Annotated in this window: 16 protein-coding genes; 8 read left to right on the forward strand and 8 right to left on the reverse strand. The window is 64.7% G+C overall.

The genetic code is table 11. From position 1 onward, the window contains the following. Window positions 1–16 precede the first annotated feature (16 nt). Window positions 17–1,150 carry a GGDEF domain-containing protein gene (locus HUX88_RS28590; protein ID WP_176363954.1) on the reverse strand — a complete coding sequence of 378 codons (1,134 nt, stop codon included), beginning with the start codon at window positions 1,148–1,150 and terminating at the stop codon, window positions 17–19. Window positions 1,151–1,271: 121 nt separating this feature from the next. Next, window positions 1,272–2,252, reverse strand: a complete 981-nt coding sequence (locus tag HUX88_RS28595) for a choice-of-anchor A family protein (RefSeq protein ID WP_176363955.1) — start codon at window positions 2,250–2,252, stop codon at window positions 1,272–1,274. A 198-nt stretch (window positions 2,253–2,450) separates the two neighbouring features. On the opposite strand from HUX88_RS28595, the gene HUX88_RS28600 reads away from it, so the two are divergent. From HUX88_RS28600 to serB, 3 genes are all read left to right on the forward strand, one after another. Then, window positions 2,451–3,389 carry a 5'-nucleotidase gene (locus tag HUX88_RS28600; protein ID WP_117010289.1) on the forward strand — a complete coding sequence of 313 codons (939 nt, stop codon included), beginning with the start codon at window positions 2,451–2,453 and terminating at the stop codon, window positions 3,387–3,389. Between the two features lie 81 nt (window positions 3,390–3,470). Further along, window positions 3,471–6,923, forward strand: a complete 3,453-nt coding sequence (gene mfd, locus HUX88_RS28605; protein ID WP_217916485.1) for a transcription-repair coupling factor — start codon at window positions 3,471–3,473, stop codon at window positions 6,921–6,923. Window positions 6,924–6,974: 51 nt separating this feature from the next. Then, window positions 6,975–7,838, forward strand: a complete 864-nt coding sequence (gene serB, locus HUX88_RS28610) for a phosphoserine phosphatase SerB (RefSeq protein ID WP_373886856.1) — start codon at window positions 6,975–6,977, stop codon at window positions 7,836–7,838. Between the two features lie 17 nt (window positions 7,839–7,855). Here the strand turns inward: serB and HUX88_RS28615 are convergent, their stop codons facing one another. Beyond that, window positions 7,856–8,185, reverse strand: a complete 330-nt coding sequence (locus HUX88_RS28615; protein ID WP_117010571.1) for a DUF3471 domain-containing protein — start codon at window positions 8,183–8,185, stop codon at window positions 7,856–7,858. Between the two features lie 211 nt (window positions 8,186–8,396). Between HUX88_RS28615 and HUX88_RS28620 the strand changes: the two genes are divergently transcribed. After that, window positions 8,397–9,347: a retroviral-like aspartic protease family protein gene (locus HUX88_RS28620; protein ID WP_176363957.1), complete on the forward strand. Its 951-nt coding sequence runs from the start codon at window positions 8,397–8,399 to the stop codon at window positions 9,345–9,347. Window positions 9,348–9,435: 88 nt separating this feature from the next. Here the strand turns inward: HUX88_RS28620 and HUX88_RS28625 are convergent, their stop codons facing one another. The 3 genes from HUX88_RS28625 to HUX88_RS28635 form a co-directional block, all read right to left on the reverse strand. Further along, window positions 9,436–9,888, reverse strand: a complete 453-nt coding sequence (locus HUX88_RS28625; protein WP_176363958.1) for a nuclear transport factor 2 family protein — start codon at window positions 9,886–9,888, stop codon at window positions 9,436–9,438. Between the two features lie 18 nt (window positions 9,889–9,906). Next, the gene (locus HUX88_RS28630; protein ID WP_176363959.1) at window positions 9,907–11,310 is read right to left on the reverse strand and encodes a serine hydrolase; all 1,404 of its coding nucleotides are present in this window, start codon (window positions 11,308–11,310) and stop codon (window positions 9,907–9,909) included. An 82-nt stretch (window positions 11,311–11,392) separates the two neighbouring features. After that, the gene (locus HUX88_RS28635; protein ID WP_301547065.1) at window positions 11,393–11,869 is read right to left on the reverse strand and encodes a low molecular weight protein-tyrosine-phosphatase; all 477 of its coding nucleotides are present in this window, start codon (window positions 11,867–11,869) and stop codon (window positions 11,393–11,395) included. A 76-nt stretch (window positions 11,870–11,945) separates the two neighbouring features. On the opposite strand from HUX88_RS28635, the gene HUX88_RS28640 reads away from it, so the two are divergent. The 3 genes from HUX88_RS28640 to HUX88_RS28650 all read left to right on the forward strand — a co-directional run bounded on the left by HUX88_RS28640 (window position 11,946) and on the right by HUX88_RS28650 (window position 14,303). After that, window positions 11,946–12,914 carry a GyrI-like domain-containing protein gene (locus tag HUX88_RS28640; RefSeq protein WP_176363960.1) on the forward strand — a complete coding sequence of 323 codons (969 nt, stop codon included), beginning with the start codon at window positions 11,946–11,948 and terminating at the stop codon, window positions 12,912–12,914. Between the two features lie 10 nt (window positions 12,915–12,924). Further along, complete coding sequence (locus tag HUX88_RS28645) at window positions 12,925–13,815, forward strand: alpha/beta fold hydrolase (RefSeq protein WP_176363961.1); 891 nt, start codon at window positions 12,925–12,927, stop codon at window positions 13,813–13,815. 125 nt (window positions 13,816–13,940) lie between these two features. Continuing rightward, the gene (locus HUX88_RS28650) at window positions 13,941–14,303 is read left to right on the forward strand and encodes a hypothetical protein (protein WP_176363962.1); all 363 of its coding nucleotides are present in this window, start codon (window positions 13,941–13,943) and stop codon (window positions 14,301–14,303) included. Window positions 14,304–14,306: 3 nt separating this feature from the next. On the opposite strand, the gene hisC is transcribed toward HUX88_RS28650, so the two are convergent. Together hisC and HUX88_RS28660 are read right to left on the reverse strand one after the other, a co-directional pair. Further along, window positions 14,307–15,362: a histidinol-phosphate transaminase gene (hisC, locus tag HUX88_RS28655; RefSeq protein ID WP_176363963.1), complete on the reverse strand. Its 1,056-nt coding sequence runs from the start codon at window positions 15,360–15,362 to the stop codon at window positions 14,307–14,309. Further along, window positions 15,359–16,528, reverse strand: coding sequence for a cystathionine beta-lyase (locus HUX88_RS28660; protein WP_176363964.1), 1,170 nt, complete (start codon window positions 16,526–16,528; stop codon window positions 15,359–15,361). The genes hisC and HUX88_RS28660 overlap by 4 nt, the downstream gene beginning before the upstream one ends. A gap of 213 nt (window positions 16,529–16,741) precedes the next feature. Between HUX88_RS28660 and HUX88_RS28665 the strand changes: the two genes are divergently transcribed. Next, complete coding sequence (locus tag HUX88_RS28665) at window positions 16,742–16,930, forward strand: hypothetical protein (protein WP_158568783.1); 189 nt, start codon at window positions 16,742–16,744, stop codon at window positions 16,928–16,930. Window positions 16,931–16,935: the final 5 nt, after the last annotated feature.

The raw sequence follows: 16,935 nt of genomic DNA on the forward strand, positions 1-16,935 counted from the left end.
GGCCGGCGCCTGCCTTTCAACCGGCGATCACGCGGTGGCGGCCGGCGCGCTGGGCCTCGTACATGGCGGCGTCGCCGGCCGAGATCAGGCGGATCAGGTCATAGCCATGTTCGTCCGACGTCACCACGCCCACGCTGGCCGTGTAGCGCACCGACAGCGCATCGATCTCCACCAGCTCCAGCTCGATGCGCGCGCGCAGGCGCTCGGCCACCTTGATGGCGGCCTGGCGATCCAAGCCATCCAGCGCCAGCACGAACTCCTCGCCGCCGAAGCGCGCCAGCAGATCATAGGGCCGCAGTTCCAGCTTCAGCATCCGCGCCAGGTGGCGCAGCACTTCGTCGCCCACCGGATGCCCGTAGGTATCGTTGATCCGCTTGAAAAAATCGACGTCGATCATGATCACGGCCAGGCTGCGGCGCCCGCGCTGCGCGCGCAGCGCCACCCGCTTGCCCTCGTTTTCCAGGCCGCCGCGGTTCAGGGCGCCGGTCAGCGGGTCCAGCGTCGACAGATGGCGCAACCGCTCGGCGTAGCGCCACATCACCATCAGGATCATGCCGAAGACGATGCAGACCTGGGCCAGCGGAATGGCCAGCATGCTCGCGCCCATCACCAGCGAGGCCGGCACGTCGGCCGGGTCGGCATGCCGCAGCATGTGGGCGCCGCGCATGAACAGCGCCAGTCCCAGCACCACGAAGCCGCTCACGCAGATGGCGATGCCGCGCCAGCCGCCCTGGCGCGCCAGCGTGGCCGCGCACAGCCAGTTGAGCAGCGCGAAATAGAAACCGCTGAAGCACAGCCGCCCGCGAAGGCTCGGCACCACCAGCGTGAAATAAGCGGGAATGAGCAGCGCCAGCACGGTGAAGACGGCCACCACGCGCCATGACAAAGTGGCGGAGCCGTGCACGCGCAGCCCGCGCAGCACCAGGCCCAGGCCGAAGGCGATCACGCCGTAGCCGAGGATGGCGCTGAAGATGGACGGCAAGCCGTCCAGGTTGGCCATCGCCAGGCCGGCCGACACCACCAGGTTGCCCGCCGCCCACCAGCGCAGCTCGGGCGGGCTGCCCGCGTAGCAAGCGGAAGCCACCAGCAACGCCGTCGTCAACAGCGTTACACAGACCTGAACCAGTAAAAGTGTGTCGAGATTGAGCACGCCGGTTTCCTGTCCTGAGGATGCTTCAATGTATCCCAGCGTCGTGCCAGTGGCAATCTCGCATGCAAGAAAGAAACAAAAAAAGCTGCCGAAGCAGCTTTTTTGGCGACGCCCGGATGAATCAGGCCTTGCTGCGACGGCGCGCAACCACGCCCACCAGCGCCAGCCCGCCCAGCAGCATGGCATAGGTTTCCGGTTCCGGCACCGGCGTGGCGACGTAGCCCTTGAACGGCTCATAGCCGATCTCGACGGCGCTGACCAGGGATTTGGCCACCACGCTGCCCTCCAGGTGGCCGGCGCCCGACAGCACGGCGTTGTTGGCCAGCACCGAGCCCCAGACGAAGGTGTTGACCTTGACCACGTTGGCGTCGTTCAGGTTGAACAGCACGTTGGCGCGCAGCTGCTCCAGCAGGCCGCCCTGGCCGCCGCCGAAGACCACGTCGCCGCTGCCGCTCACGTTGATGACCACGGTGGCGCCCTCTTTTACATTGCTCAGCGACAAGTTGGTCAGGTTGCGGGTGTTGACGTTGAACACTTGCAGGCCGGCGCTGTTGTTGCCCACCAGCTCGATGCCGCCGTTGGCGAAGTTGACCTTGCCGTTGGCGGCCTGGCTGTTCAGCGTACCCGACAAGCCGGTCAGCTGGGTCTTGGCCGCGCCGAAGTCGGTGTAGGTCGAGACATTGGCTTTATTCAGCGTCAGGTAGCTCGACGACGTGTTGACACCGCCGTACACGCCATAGCCGTTGTAGTTCTTGGTGTACTCGGTGATCGGGCCGATGGAGGCATTGGTGTTCACATTGGTCAGCGGCGCGGCGTAGATGTCGCCGCCGCTCAGTTTGACGTTGCCGCCCACCACCAGGCTGGGCGCGGTCACGCCGTAGGGGGTGCGGTAGCCGATCGACGCGCCCGAGGTGACGACGTTGCCGCCGACGGCCAGGCGGCCTTCGATATCGGTGAAGTTACTGGCGTTGCCATAAAAATAGGCGCTATAGCCGTTGGCCAGGCCCAGGTCGAAACTCGGGACCGCCGCCTGGGCGGCGCACATGGCGCTCACGCCCAGCACCAGCGGCAAAACACGGTGCATCAGAGTGGAAATAGTCATGGTATGTAATTGGTATGTTCGTTAAAAACGGAGGAAACCCGCATGCAAGGGCTAAATTATATCTCAATAACAACAGAAATAATCTTATTGATAATAAAAAATATTGAGATATATGACCAAAACAATACCAATAATATGCCGCGCGTGAAGAATGCGAATCGGTTAAAGTGATGCCAATTGCAATCCACAGACAAGACCATGGCCTACCCTATCGAGCACAAACTGGTGATCGGCATCGCCTCCAGCGCGCTGTTTGACCTCACCGAATCGCACAAGATCTACCTGGAAGGCGGCGCCGAGGAGTACCGCAAGTACCAGGAGCAGCATATCGACGTCATCCTCGGCAAGGGCGTGGCCTTCCCCTTCATCCGGCGCTTCCTCAACATCAACAAGCACTACGCGCAGTCGGCGCCGGTGGAGGTGGTGCTGATGTCGCGCAATTCGCCGGAGACCGGGCTGCGGGTGATGAATTCCATCGCCCACTACGGGCTGGACATCTCGCGCGCCTGCTTCGTCACCGGCAAGTCGCCGTACAGCTACCTGCCCGCCTTCAATACCTCCCTGTTCCTGAGCGCCAACGAGGAGGACGTCCGCAAGGCGCTGGAGGCCAACTATCCGGCCGGCCTGGTGCTGCCCTCGCGCACCGAGGACGACGACGACGAGGAATTGCGGGTCGCCTTCGACTTCGACGGCGTGATCGCCGACGACGAATCCGAGACCGTCTTCAAGCGCAACAACGACGTCGACGAGTTCCACGCGCACGAGCGCGAGCGTGTCGCCATCCCGCACCAACCCGGCCCGCTGGCCGACCTGTTCCAGAAGCTGTCGCTGATGCAGCGGCTGGAGGAGCGCGCCCAGCGCCGCGACCCGTCGTACAAGCGCATCCTGCGCATCGCCATCATCACGGCCCGCAGCGCGCCGTCGCACGAGCGGGTGGTCACCACATTGAAGAGCTGGGGCGTGTCCGCCAATGAGACGTTTTTCCTCGGCGGCATGGAAAAGGCGCGGGTGCTGGGCATCTTCAAGCCGCACATCTTCTTCGACGACCAGCTCAGTCACCTGAAGTCGGCCGGCGGCAATATACCGATGGTCCATGTACCCTTCGGCATAGCCAACCGGCCGCCCAAGCCGGCGTGAGCGCGAGGCGGCGGGCGCGCGGGGCTTCGTCTATAATGTCGGCAGCGGCATTGCCCCTCCGGCGGTGCGCCTAACCGTTGAATGTGTGTTGTGTCCCTGGTCTTAAAAAACTCCCTACCAAAACCCGGCACCCGCTTCGCCCTGCCTGCGCTGCATGGCTCGTCGGACGCCTACGCATTGGCGCTCACCGCGCTTGAACTCAAATCCAGGGGCCAGATGCTGGCCGTGATCGTCGCCAACGCCAGCGACGGCCAGCGCCTGCTCGACGAGATCCCATGGTTCGGCGGCGACCAGCTGCGCTGCCACCTGCTGCCGGACTGGGAGACCCTGCCCTACGACGCCTTCTCGCCGCACCAGGACCTGGTGTCCGAGCGCCTGGCCACGCTGCACGAAATCTCCAGCGGGCAGTGCGACGTGATGCTGGTGCCGGCCACCACCGCGCTGGTGCGTATGGCGCCGCCGTCCTTCCTGGCGGCCTACACCTTCTTCTTCAAGAAAGGCGAGTCGCTCGACGAGGCGCGCCTGAAGTCGCAACTGACCTTGGCGGGCTACACCCACGTGGCGCAGGTGATGTCGCCCGGCGAATACTCGGTGCGCGGTGGCCTGATCGACCTGTTCCCGATGGGTTCCGCCCTGCCCTACCGGCTCGACCTGTTCGGCGACACCATCGAAACCATCCGCACCTTCGACGCCGACACCCAGCGTTCGCTGTACCCGGTCAACGAGGTGCGCCTGCTGCCGGGCCGCGAGTTCCCCATGGACGAAGCGGCGCGCACCACCTTCCGCAACCGCTGGCGCGAGCAGTTCGAAGGCGACCCTTCGCGCTCGGTGGTGTACAAGGACATCAAGAGCGGCATCGCCTCGGCCGGTATCGAGTACTACCTGCCGCTGTTCTTCGAAGAGACGGCCACGTTGTTCGACTACCTGCCGCAAGGCGCGGCGCTGGCCCTGGTGGGCGACATCGACGCCGCCATCAAGCGCTTCTGGACCGACACCGGCTCGCGCTACCGCTTCCTCAAGTCCGACCGCGACCGCCCCATCCTGGCGCCGGAAGCGCTGTTCCTGTCGGACGAGCAGTTCTTCACGCTGGCCAAGCCCTACGGCCGGCTGGTGATTTCCAGGGATGCCGGCGAAGGCGCCTCGGAGCTGTCCGCGCCGGTGCCCAACATCGCCGTCAACCGCCACAACGACGATCCGCTGACCAACCTGCGCGCCTACCTGCTGCAGGCGGGCCGCCGCGTGATGATCTGCGCCGAGACCAACGGCCGTCGCGAAACGCTGCAGCAGTACTTCACCGAATACGACCTGGCGCTGACACCGGTCGAAGGCTACGAAGGCTTCGCCACCTCCAGCGCGAAGCTGATGCTGGGCGTGGCGCCGCTGCACGCCGGCTTCGAGCTGTCGACGCCCGACGAGAATCTGATCTTCATCACCGAGACCGAGCTGTATGCGGGTTCCGGCCGCCGCGTCGGCACCAAGAAGCAGGAAGCCGTCACCCAGGTCGAATCGATGGTGCGCGACCTGTCGGAGCTGAAGATCGGCGATCCGGTGGTCCACATCAACCACGGCATCGGGCGCTACATGGGCCTGACCAGCATGGACCTGGGCGAAGGCGAAACCGAATTCCTGCACCTGGAATACGCCAAGGACACCAAGCTGTATGTGCCGGTATCGCAGCTGCACGTGATCTCGCGCTACTCCGGCGCCTCGCCGGACGACGCGCCGCTGCACGCGCTGGGCTCCGGCGCCTGGGAAAAAGCCAAGCGCCGCGCCGCCGAACAGGTGCGCGACACCGCCGCCGAGCTGCTCAACCTGTACGCCCGCCGCGCGCTGCGCCAGGGCCACTCGTTCGAATACTCGGCGCACGACTACGAGCGCTTCGCCGACAGCTTCGGCTTCGACGAAACGCCGGACCAGCAGGAAGCGATCAACAACGTCATCAAGGACATGACCTCCGGCAAACCGATGGACCGGCTGGTGTGCGGCGACGTCGGCTTCGGCAAGACCGAAGTGGCGCTGCGGGCGGCCTTCATCGCCGTCATGGGCGGCAAGCAGGTGGCGATCCTGGCGCCGACCACGCTGCTGGCCGAGCAGCACGCGCAGACCTTCGCCGACCGCTTCGCCGACTGGCCGGTGCGCATCGCCGAAATGTCGCGCTTCCGCACCGGCAAGGAGATCACGCAGGCGATCAAGGGCATGGCCGACGGCACGCTGGACATCGTCATCGGCACCCACAAGCTGCTGTCGGACGACGTCAAGTTCACCCGCCTCGGCCTGGTCATCATCGACGAGGAGCACCGTTTCGGCGTGCGCCAGAAGGAAGCCCTGAAATCGCTGCGCGCCGAAGTGGATGTGCTGACGCTGACCGCCACGCCGATCCCGCGCACGCTGGGCATGGCGTTGGAAGGCCTGCGCGACTTCTCCGTGATCGCCACCGCGCCGCAAAAGCGCCTGGCGATCAAGACCTTCGTGCGCAGCGAGGGCGAGTCGATCATCCGCGAAGCCTGCCTGCGCGAACTGAAACGCGGCGGGCAGGTGTACTTCCTGCACAACGAGGTCGAGACCATCCAGAACCGCATGGCGATGCTGACCGAGCTGCTGCCGGAGGCGCGCATCGCCGTGGCCCACGGCCAGATGCACGAGCGCGACCTGGAAAAAGTGATGCGCGACTTCGTGGCGCAGCGCTACAACATCCTGCTGTGCACCACAATCATCGAGACCGGCATCGACGTGCCGACCGCGAACACCATCATCATGCACCGCGCCGACAAGTTCGGCCTGGCGCAGCTGCACCAACTGCGCGGGCGCGTCGGCCGTTCGCACCACCAGGCGTACGCCTACCTGCTGGTGACCGACGTGCAATCGCTGACCAAACAGGCGCAGCGCCGCCTGGACGCCATCCAGCAGATGGAGGAACTGGGCAGCGGCTTCTATCTCGCCATGCACGACCTGGAGATCCGCGGCGCCGGCGAAGTCCTGGGCGACAACCAGTCCGGCGAGATGACCGAGATCGGCTTCCAGCTGTACTCGGACATGCTCAACGAGGCGGTGCGTTCGCTCAAGGCCGGCAAGGAGCCCGACCTGGCGGCGCCGCTGGCCACCACCACCGAGATCAACCTGCACGTGCCGGCGCTGCTGCCGGCCGATTTCTGCGGCGATGTGCACGAACGGCTATCTATTTACAAGCGCATGGCCAACTGCAACGTCCAGGACAAGATCGACGACATGCAGGAAGAGATGATCGACCGTTTCGGCAAATTGCCCGATCCCGTCAAGGCCCTGATCGAGACCCACCGCCTGCGCATCGCCGCCAAAACCGTGGGCATCGTCAAGATCGACGCCCATGGCGAAGCGGCCACCTTGCAGTTCATGGCCAAGCCGCCGATCGACCCGATGCGGATCATTGAGCTGATCCAGAAGAACCGCCAGATCAAGCTCAATGGCCAGGACAAACTGAAGATCACCGCCGCCATGCCCGACCTGGCGGCGCGTGTCGCCCAGATCAAAGGCGCCATCAAACAGTTGACCGCATGAGCCTTAACACGTAACTTGGGCACTTAGCCCAAAAAACGCTATCCGCATTTTATGAAGACTGCAAAAAACACCATGAATCTTGTGCTGCAAGGGTTGGACGACTGCAAGGCCAGGCTGGAGCGCATCGCGGCGCTGACGGCACCGACAAACATCACCTGGTTGAACGACCGCGCGCTGCGCTGCGAAGGCATCACCTTCTCGCCGGCGCTGCGCCAGACCATCGAAGTGGCGGCCCAGGCGGCCCAGCTGGACGCCACCTATTCCATCGGCGTGCACAAGATGAGCGAGTTCAAGCTGGTCGCCATGGACATGGACTCCACGCTGATCACCATCGAGTGCATCGACGAAATCGCCGACATGCAGGGCCTCAAGCCGCAAGTGTCCGAGATCACCGAGGCGGCGATGCGCGGCGAGCTCGATTTCTCCGAAAGCCTGAAGCGGCGCGTGGCGCTGCTGGAGGGCCTGGAGGCGTCGGCGCTGGAGCGCGTGTACGACGAGCGCCTGCAGCTGTCGCTGGGCGCCGAGGCGATGCTCAAGGCGGTGCGGCAGGCCGGCCTGAAGACGCTGCTGGTGTCGGGCGGCTTCACATTCTTCACCTCGCGCCTGAAAGAGCGCCTGGGCCTGGACTACACCCACGCCAACGAACTGGAAATCGTCGACGGCCGGCTGACCGGCCGCGTGGTCGGCGGCATCGTCGATGCGGAAGAAAAGAAGCGCACCGTGGAACGCGTGTGCGCGGAGCTGGGCATCTCGCCGTCGCAAGCCATCGTCATGGGCGACGGCGCCAACGACCTGAAGATGATGAGCATCTCCGGCATGTCGGTGGCGTTCCGCGCCAAGCCGGTGGTGCGCGAGCAGGCCAACGTCGCGCTCAACTTCGTCGGCCTGGACGGCATCCTTCCGCTGCTGACCTGATCCCGCCGGCCGCCGGCTCAGTCCTTGCGGCGCGCCACCTGCTCGGGGCCCGACAGGCGCACGCCGGCGACGTTGCCGTTGTCGCGCTGGTCGAACTCCACCCGCAGCCCGCCCCAGCGCGTCATGAACACGCCCTTGCCCGCCGGCTCCAGCTCCACCTCGGGGCCGCCGTTCATTTGGGCGTACAGCTTCCTGCGATGCTGCGTGACGGTCAAGGTGCGGCCGTCGGCCAGGTCGTACTGGCCCCTGAACTCTTGCAAGTCGGTCTCGCGTTGCGGTTTCTCGGCAGCGCCGGCGGCGCCGGCCATGCAGCAGCCCAGCATCAAAGCCCACACAAAAGTACGCATGATATGTCCCATCCCGGTCGATATCGCCATCGCTCATAAGGTGGATGGCAATACGATCACTCTAGACAAGAGAGCCATCTTTTGCACGGGACATCCGACGAACCGCGCGCGCCGCCGGACGAACCGTCGTTTTGCGGCGATGAAGGGAATGCCAAACACAAAAGCTGACTAAAATGCTAACATCGGCATTTACCTACCGCTTCCTCGCTCCATGACCCGCTTCCTGCTTTGCGCGACCCTGCTGACGTCCGCCGTTTCCATCCACGCGGCCGAGTGCCGCTACACCGAGCTGGCCGCGCTGGACATCGGCGTGGACCGGCGCTTTTCCGACACGCCCTACCTGGACGCGCAAATCAACGGCAAGTCGGTGCATATGCTGATCGACACCGGAGCCTTCAAAACCCTGCTGACGCGCGCTGAACTCGACCGCCAGCAGGTCACACTCACCCGCACGCGCGAGATCGTGCACGGCGTGGGCGGACAGGCCTCGATGTTTTCCGCCCGTCCGAATGAAGTGGTCATCGGCCCTTCGCGCGTGAGCCAGACCTTGTTCCCGGTGGTCGAGGGCTTCGACATCCCCGGCTACGGCGGCATCATCGGCGCCGACTATCTGCTGCAGGCGGACTTGGAAATTGCGCTGGCCGACAGGAAGATCAAGTTCTTCCGGGGTGCGGGCTGCGACGACAAGGCCCTGGCCTACTGGGACGCCAACGCGCTGGACGTGCCGCTGGATATCCCATCCGGCGACAGCCGCGCCATGGTTCCGGTATCGGTCAACGGCACCAGGTTGACGGCGCTGATCGACACCGGCGCGGCCGTATCGGTGATCAACCAGAACACCGCCGAGCGGCTGGGCTTCGACCCCGCTTCCGCCAGCGCCGTCAAGGGCGGCAAGCTGCGAGGCGTCAACGGCAACAGCAGGCAATCCTGGATTGCGTCGTTCGACAGTTTCGCCATCGGCGAGGAAAAGATCGCCAGTCCGCGCATCATCGTCCTGGAACAGGTAGGGGGCGACCTCTCCAGCCGGGGACACCAGATGATCCTGGGCCGCGACTTCCTGCGCGCCCACCATGTGCTGCTGTCGCCACGGCAGCAGCGTTTCTACTTCTCGTATCTGGGCGGGCCGGTATTCGCGGCCTCGCAGGCAAAGGAAAAGCCATGAACGACCAGTGCAGAACGACGAGCCGGGCGGCGGCGATTGGGACGGCTACCAGATGGGGGCGCCGCGCCAATCGAAGGTCATGATCGGCTCACTGAGGCTTCGGTGGACGGATGCCGGTGTACTGCGCCGACGCCAGCTTCCACTTGCCGCCTTCGTTCACCGCGACATAGCCGGCGCGGAAGGCGAAGTTCCGCTTCTCCGCATTGACCGTCGCGCTGCCACTCAGCTTGACGAGGATGGTGCCGGTGTTGCCGAACACCTGGATCGACGGCTCGGTCACCTCCATCGTCGGCGCCTCGCGCTTGTTGGCAGGCAGGTAGAAGCCCAGCACCTTCTCGCGCGGGTCCACCTCGCCGATCGGAGAGACCTCGTAGAAATCGCGGGTGACGATGGCGTCGATCTTCGACGGCTCGAAATCGCGCTGCGCCTCGGTGTAGGCCTGCACCAGTTTCAGCAACTGCTGCTGCGGCGCGGCTTCCTGCGCATGCAGCTGCAACGAGGCCAGGGCGATGGTCGCCATTAAGACGGATTTGAATTTCATATCGACTCCTTAGTGTGCTTAGTGTGGTGCGGATGCCGAGGCGTCCGCATTGGTGAGCGCCGGCGCGGCTTCGGCAACGCGCGGCAGGCGCATGTTGCGGCCGCCCTGCATCAGCGTCACCGCCTCCACCTTGCCGGCCGCGTCGCGATTGAGCTCCAGTTGCGCATCGATCTTGCGCAGGAATAGCCGGTCCGCCGACTCGGCGTAGATCGGCAGCGCATCCTGCCCTTGCAGCTGCGTCGTCATGCCGCCGTTACTGGCGCGCAGCCACAGGCGGCGGCCATCCGGCATGGTGTAGGTGCCGGCGATGGCGGCCATCTGCTCCGCCGACAAGGCGATGTCCTTGCGTTCGGACGGCAGCACGTACGTGGCGCCACGCGCGGTCGCGGTCAGGCCGGCGGTCAACCCTTCCAGCTGGCTGCCCTGGAAGTTACTGAGCACGATCACGCTGATCTTGTCGTCCATGCGGTAATGCACCTCGGTGGCGAAGCCCGGAATGCCGCCGCCGTGGCCAACCTCCTTGCCGCCATCCTTCTGCTGGATGCCCAGGCCGAAACCATAGCCGGAATGATAAGGCGTCGTCATCGCCTCCAGCGAGGCCGGCGACAGCAGCTTGCCCTCATACAGCGCGCGCTGCCAGCGCAGCAGGTCGCCGGTGGTCGAGTACAAGGCGCCGGCGCCCTGCGGCACGCTCATGTTGATGTAGCTGGCGTTGGTCACGCCGCTCTTGCCGCGCGCATAACCGGCGGCGCGGTTCGGCAGCACGGTGGCGTTCCAGTCGTAGCCGCTGTCCTTCATGCCGAGCGGGTCGAAGATATTCTTGCGCAGGAAGGCGTCGTAGCTCTCGCCGCTGACCTTCTCGATCAAGGCGCCCAGCAGCACATAGCCGGTGTTGCTGTAGTTGAAGCGGGAGCCGGATTCGAATTCCAGTGGCTGGTCCTTCACCAGCGCCACCACCTCCATCGGCTTCTTGGAGAACGGCTCGATCGATTCGTATTCCTTCGCCGCCGTGAAATTGGGAATGCCGGACGTGTGGTTAAGCAGCTGGAAGATGGTGATCTTGCTCCACGCGGCAGGCAGGTCGCTGAGATATTTGCCGACCGGATCGGTGACACTCAGCTTGCCGCGCTCCTGCAGCAGCAACACGCTGGCGGCGGTGAACTGCTTGGTCACGGAGCCGAGCCGGAACTTGGTGCTGGGCGCGTTGGGGATGTTCCATTCAAGGTTGGCGGAGCCGTAGCCCTTGTCCAGCAAGACCCGGTCGCCTTTGGCCACCAGCACCGTGCCGGAAAAATGATCGTTGGCGACCGCCGTATCGACCAGCGCCTCCAGGCGCTTCAGGTCCTGCGCCTGCACTGCCCCGCCGAACAGCAGGGCCGTGGCAACGCCTGCGGACAGCATCCACTTGCGATGTTGCGACATATTTTCTCTCCCGTTGCGGATCGCTCTCAAATGGCGATCAACCGCCGTATGCTGCCATCAACTTATTTTTTTCGCAATCGCTTTATTTCATCTTCAGGGCGGCGATCAGGCCATCGGAGGCGTCTTCGATATAGTCCAGCACCAGGTCGAAACCGCGCCCGCCGCCATAGTACGGATCGGGCACCACGTCGGAATCGCTGCGGCTGGCGTGCGCCATGAACAATCCCAGCTTGTGCCGGTGGCGCGGCGGACACGCCGCTTCCAGCAGGCGCAGATTGTCGTGGTCCATCGCCAGCACGTGGTCGAAGTTTTCAAAGTCGGAGGCCGCCACCTTGCGCGAACGTTGCGCGGACAAGTCATAGCCGCGGTTGGCCGCATGCTCCATCGAGCGCGCGTCCGGCGGCTCGCCGACGTGGTAACCATGCGTGCCGGCCGAATCGATGACGAGGCGGTCCGCCAGGCCGGCCGCCGCGGCGCGATGGCGGAACACGCCCTCCGCCGTGGGCGAGCGGCAGATATTGCCCATGCAGACAAACAGCACCGAAGTTTTCGCAGCCACGCCGGCTCCTTATATAATCAACATGATTGTATTTTATCGACTTTACTTCGCAGCCGCCGGCGCGCCGGCAAAATAAATGAGCCTCCCCAACGACCCGTCACCCCGCGCGGAATACGCGCGCCGCATGAACCGCGTGCTGAACTACATCGACACCCATCTGGACCAGCCTCTCGAACTGGCGCAGCTGGCCGACGTCGCCAACTTCTCGCGTTTCCACTTCCACCGCATCTTCCAATCCTGGATGGGCGAAACGCTGGGCGACTACGCGCGCAGGCGCCGGCTGGAAAAGGCGGCCTTTCGCCTGAGCTGCACGCCGCCCGAGTCGGTGCTGGAAACGGCGCTGGCCACCGGCTTCGGTTCCGGCGAAGCGTTCGCGCGCGCCTTCAAACTCAAGTTCGGCTGCACGCCGACCGAGTGGCGCCGCGACACGCGCGCGCGGCTGGCGTCGCAGGCGCTGGGCGGCGCTCGAGGCGCGGACAGCAATCTGGATCAGGTGTTAAGCAAGTACGATCAGACGCCGCAAACCGGCATCGGCGACGATGACATCTCCAACAACCAATCAGGAGATTTCAACATGGACGTTAAAGTGATCGACTTGCCCGCCGCGCGCGTTGCCTACCACCGCCACATCGGTCCTTACGGCCCGGCCATCGGCGCCTTCTGGGGCCGCGTGGCGGGACCGTGGGTGCAGTCGCATGGCCTGGGCCAGGCGCTGTGCTATGGCGTCGGCTACGACGACCCGACCGTCACGCCCGCCGACAAATGCCGCTACGACGCTTGCGTGACCGTGCCGGATAATTTCAACGCCACCGGCTCGGCCGACATCACCACCCTGCCCGGCGGCCGCTATGCCGTCGGCCGCTACGAAGGCCAGACCGCCGACATCGCCGACGCCTGGACCTGGATGACGCGGAACTGGCTGCCGTCGAGCGGCTTGCAGTGCGACGACCGCCCCTGCTTCGAAATGTTCAGGCCAGACCTGGCGTTCAATCCGCAGACCGGCGCCATGACCTGCGACATCTGCATTCCCGTTCGTCCACTGTAAGGAACAAGACATGATGCATGTATGCGGCTGTCGCCTGGTCGACATCGACGACGCGGTACAAGGTGCGGTGGTACCGCTGGCGTTGCTGTATCCCGCCGATGGCGTCGAAACGGCCGAACACTTCGGCCCATACACGCTGGATGTCGCCAGGGATGCGCAGCCGGCCGCCGGCGCGCATCCGCTGGTGGTCATCTCGCATGGTAACTCCGGCACGCCGTGGGCCTACCGAGAGCTGGCCAAGCATCTGGTGCTTGCCGGCTTCGTGGTGGCGCTGCCCGCGCACACGGGCAATACGCGGCACGACAACAGCTTGGTCGGCACCGCCGCCAACCTTGCCAACCGCCCGCGCCACATCGCGCTCGCCATCGACGCGGCGCTGGCCGATCCGGTTTTGCGCGACCACTTAGCCAGCGACGGCGTGGCTGTCATCGGTCATTCGATCGGCGGCTACACGGCGCTGGCGGTGGCCGGCGGACAGCCTTGGTCCGGCCCCCGCGAGAGCAAGGGCGGCCAGCCGCAACCGGTTCCCGTGCGGGCAGACCCGCGCGTGCGTGCGCTGGTGCTGCTCAATCCCGCCACGCCCTGGTTCATCCCCGGCTCGCTGCAGGCGGTGCATGTGCCGATACTGATGCTTACCGGCGAAAAGGACGACCTCGCGCCGGCCGAACACGCGGAACGGGTCATCCACGGCGTACGCGATGCGGCACTGGTCGAGCACCGCGAGATCGCCGGCGCCGGCCATTTCTCCTTCATGAGCAAATTCCCGCCCGAGATGACGCGGCCGAACTTCAAGCCCTCGCAGGATCCGCCGGGCTTCGACCGCGCGGACATCCAGCCGGAGCTGTTTGCCGACGTGACCGCGTTCCTTCAGCGGACCTTGCCCAGCAAGCGCAGCGCCTGACGCAAGCCGTCGACGATGACCTGGCAGGCCAGTCGCCGGCTGGCCTGGTCCCGCGCCCGCAACGCAAACCGCGTGATCCTTAGTGCGGCTATACTGTAAACCGTTACTCAACCGAAGGAGTGATCATGTCGCAAGAACTGGTTCTCGACGGCCGTCTAGACTCGGCAAAAACCACCGCCTGGTGGCTGTATGTCGTCCATGCGGTCAGCTTCCTGTTTTCGCTCGGCCTGTTTTCCGTCATTCCGCTGGCGATCAACTACATACAGCGGCCCGACACCGCCGGCACCTTCGTCTACAGCCACCACAGCTGGATGATCCGTTCGTTCTGGTGGTACGTGGTCTTCGTGGTCGTGGGCGCGCTGCTGTTCGCCACCATCATCGGCATCCCGCTGGCCTATCTGGTCTGGCTGGGCGCGTGGCTGTGGAAGGCCTATCGCCTGATCAGCGGCGTGCAGCGGCTCAACCGCAACGAGCCCGCCGCCGACTGATTCTTACACAATAGCCTTCAGCGCTTCGACCAGCTTGGTGCACTCCTCGTCCGTGCCGATGGAGATGCGCAGGAACTGGTCGATGCGCGCCTGCTTGAAGTGGCGCACAAGGATCGCGCGTTCACGCAGCCCTGCCGCCAACTGCGCTCCGTCGCGTTGCGGATGGCGCGCGAAGATGAAATTGGCCGCCGATGGCAGCACCTCGAAGCCCAACGCCTGCATCTGCACGGTCAACCATGCGCGCGTGGCGATGATGGCGTGCGAGGTCTGCTCCATGTAGGCTACGTCGTCCAGCGCGGCCACCGCGCCGGCCTGCGCGACCTGCCCCAGCGGATAGCAGTTAAAGCTGTTCTTCACACGCTCCAGGCCCGCGATCAGGTCGGGATGGCCGACCGCAAAACCCACCCGCAGCCCGGCCAGCGAACGCGATTTGGACAGCGTCTGGATCACCAGCAGATTGTCGTAGCGGCCCAGCAGCGCGATGGCGCTTTGGCCGCCGAAGTCGACGTAGGCCTCGTCGATCGCCACCACCTGATCCGGATGCGCGGCCAGCAGCGCCTCGATCCGCTCCAGCGGCAAGGCGATGCCGGTCGGCGCGTTGGGATTGGCGATGATGATGGCGCCGCACGGCTGCCTGTAGTCCTCGACATCGATCTCGTAACGCTCGTTCAGCGGCACCTGCACCGCCTTGATGCCGTACAAGCTGCAATAGGTCGGGTAGAAGCTGTAGCTGATGTCGGGGCAAAGCAGCGGCAGCTCGTGCTTGAGCAAGGCGTGGAAGGTGTGCGCCAGCACCTCGTCCGAGCTGTTGCCGACGAAGACCTGCTCGCGCGTCAAGCCGAAACGGCGCGCCACGGCATCCTTCACCACCGCGTTGGCCGGATCGGAATACTTGCGCAACTGGTCGCCGACCGCCGCCTGCATGGCCGCCACCGCCTTGGGCGACGGGCCGTACGGGTTCTCGTTGGTGTTCAGTTTGACGAGGCCGGGCATCTGCACCTGCTCGCCCGGCGTGTACGGCGTCAGGCCGTGGACCACGTCACTCCAGAAGCGGCTCATTGCAGCGCTCCCAGTGCGCGCTCGATGTCCGCGATCAAATCGTTGACGTCCTCCAGGCCGACGTTGAAGCGCACCAGCACACCCTTGTCCTGCCAGTTCTTGCGCATGTTCCGGATACGGTAAGGCATCACCAGGCTGTTGGCGCCACCCCAGCTGTAGCCTATCTTGAACAGCTTGAGGGCATCGACAAAGCGGTCGGTCTGCTCCTCGGTGTAGCGCTCATCGAACAGCACGGAGAACAAGCCGCCGGCACCGGTGAAGTCGCGCTTCCACGTTTCGTGGCCGGGGCAGTCGGTGAAGGCCGGATGCAGCACCCGCGTGATCTCCGGGCGCGCCTGCAGCCAGGCCGCCAGCTTGCGCGCCGCCGCGTCGTGCGCGTCGAAGCGCAGGCGCATGGTCGGCAGGCCGCGCGCGACCAGGTAGGCGTCGTCGGCGCCGACGCCCATGCCCAGCCGCATGTGCGCGAGGCTGAGCCGCTCGTGCAGCGCCGGGTCGCGCGTGATGACGGCGCCCATCAGCACATCCGAGCCGCCGGACTGGTACTTGGTCAGCGCCTGCATGATGATATCGACGCCCAGCTCGAAGCCGCGCAACGCCAGGCCGGCCGACCACGTGTTATCCAGCGCGACCACCACGCCCCGTTCATGCGCCGCCTTGCAGATGGCCGGCAGGTCCGGCACCTCCATCGACACCGACCCCGGCGCCTCGGCCCAGATCAGCTTTGTGTTCGGCTGGATCAGCGCGGCGATGCCTTCGCCGATCAGCGGATCGTAGTAGCGCGCGGTGATGCCGAAATCGGCCGACAACCAGCGCCCCAGCTCCTGGTTGGGGTTGTAGACATTCTCGGGCAACAGCACATCGTCGCCGGACTTGAGCAGCGCGAAGTCGACCATGGCGATGGCCGCCAGTCCGCTCGGCGCCAGTAGGCAGTATTTGCCGTCCTCGATCTCGGCCAGGCGGGCTTCCAACGTGAAAGTGGTCGGCGTGCCATGCAGGCCGTAGGTATAGGCGTTCTTCTCTTTCCAGTCGCCCGACCGCATGGCCGCCACGTTCTTGAACAGCACCGTCGAGGCATGGTGGATGGCGCCGGGGAAAGCGGCGAAGCCTTCCGGGGCCTGGTAGTCGGTGTGTACGAGCGTGGTCTGGGGGGATTTTTTGATAGTCATGGCCCGATTATAAACGCTTTGCGCGACCGGCCCGGGACCCGGATTCAGGCGTTACAAAGCACGTATTTGTGACAGCAGCCAGCGACTATAGTTCATTAGGGACAGGCCAGGCACTTTTGATACGCCTCAAACGCCAGCCCGCGCGCACCGTTAAGTTAGTGCTCATGCCCGCAATCGAATTCGTGTCCACACCACCTTTTCAAGGAGACCATCATGTCGAAACCCACCCCGTATCAAGATCACGAGTTAAAGCTGAGCCTCACCGAGGAACAGCGCAAGGAGCTCACCCACTTCATCGCCAGCCACGGCCGCATCAAGATGGATATCGACCTGCTATTCGAAGGCGATGTCTCGGCCAAGGCCGTCGCCCCTGTTGCCGTGTTGGTCGGCAACGCCATCTGACCGGC

Source organism: Duganella sp. BJB1802, from assembly GCF_013369445.1.
Taxonomy (GTDB): domain Bacteria; phylum Pseudomonadota; class Gammaproteobacteria; order Burkholderiales; family Burkholderiaceae_D; genus Rugamonas; species Rugamonas vulcania_A.

What these genes read in the sequence shown, in the direction of transcription:
- HUX88_RS28595 (WP_176363955.1), bottom strand. Translation starts at nt 2,252, where the DNA reads ATGACTATTTCCACTCTGATGCACCGTGTTTTGCCGCTGGTGCTGGGC.
- HUX88_RS28600 (WP_117010289.1), top strand. Translation starts at nt 2,451, where the DNA reads ATGGCCTACCCTATCGAGCACAAACTGGTGATCGGCATCGCCTCCAGC.
- mfd (WP_217916485.1), top strand. Translation starts at nt 3,471, where the DNA reads ATGTGTGTTGTGTCCCTGGTCTTAAAAAACTCCCTACCAAAACCCGGC.
- serB (WP_373886856.1), top strand. Translation starts at nt 6,975, where the DNA reads ATGAAGACTGCAAAAAACACCATGAATCTTGTGCTGCAAGGGTTGGAC.
- HUX88_RS28615 (WP_117010571.1), bottom strand. Translation starts at nt 8,185, where the DNA reads ATGCGTACTTTTGTGTGGGCTTTGATGCTGGGCTGCTGCATGGCCGGC.
- HUX88_RS28620 (WP_176363957.1), top strand. Translation starts at nt 8,397, where the DNA reads ATGACCCGCTTCCTGCTTTGCGCGACCCTGCTGACGTCCGCCGTTTCC.
- HUX88_RS28625 (WP_176363958.1), bottom strand. Translation starts at nt 9,888, where the DNA reads ATGAAATTCAAATCCGTCTTAATGGCGACCATCGCCCTGGCCTCGTTG.
- HUX88_RS28630 (WP_176363959.1), bottom strand. Translation starts at nt 11,310, where the DNA reads ATGTCGCAACATCGCAAGTGGATGCTGTCCGCAGGCGTTGCCACGGCC.
- HUX88_RS28640 (WP_176363960.1), top strand. Translation starts at nt 11,946, where the DNA reads ATGAGCCTCCCCAACGACCCGTCACCCCGCGCGGAATACGCGCGCCGC.
- HUX88_RS28645 (WP_176363961.1), top strand. Translation starts at nt 12,925, where the DNA reads ATGATGCATGTATGCGGCTGTCGCCTGGTCGACATCGACGACGCGGTA.
- HUX88_RS28650 (WP_176363962.1), top strand. Translation starts at nt 13,941, where the DNA reads ATGTCGCAAGAACTGGTTCTCGACGGCCGTCTAGACTCGGCAAAAACC.
- hisC (WP_176363963.1), bottom strand. Translation starts at nt 15,362, where the DNA reads ATGAGCCGCTTCTGGAGTGACGTGGTCCACGGCCTGACGCCGTACACG.
- HUX88_RS28660 (WP_176363964.1), bottom strand. Translation starts at nt 16,528, where the DNA reads ATGACTATCAAAAAATCCCCCCAGACCACGCTCGTACACACCGACTAC.
- HUX88_RS28665 (WP_158568783.1), top strand. Translation starts at nt 16,742, where the DNA reads ATGTCGAAACCCACCCCGTATCAAGATCACGAGTTAAAGCTGAGCCTC.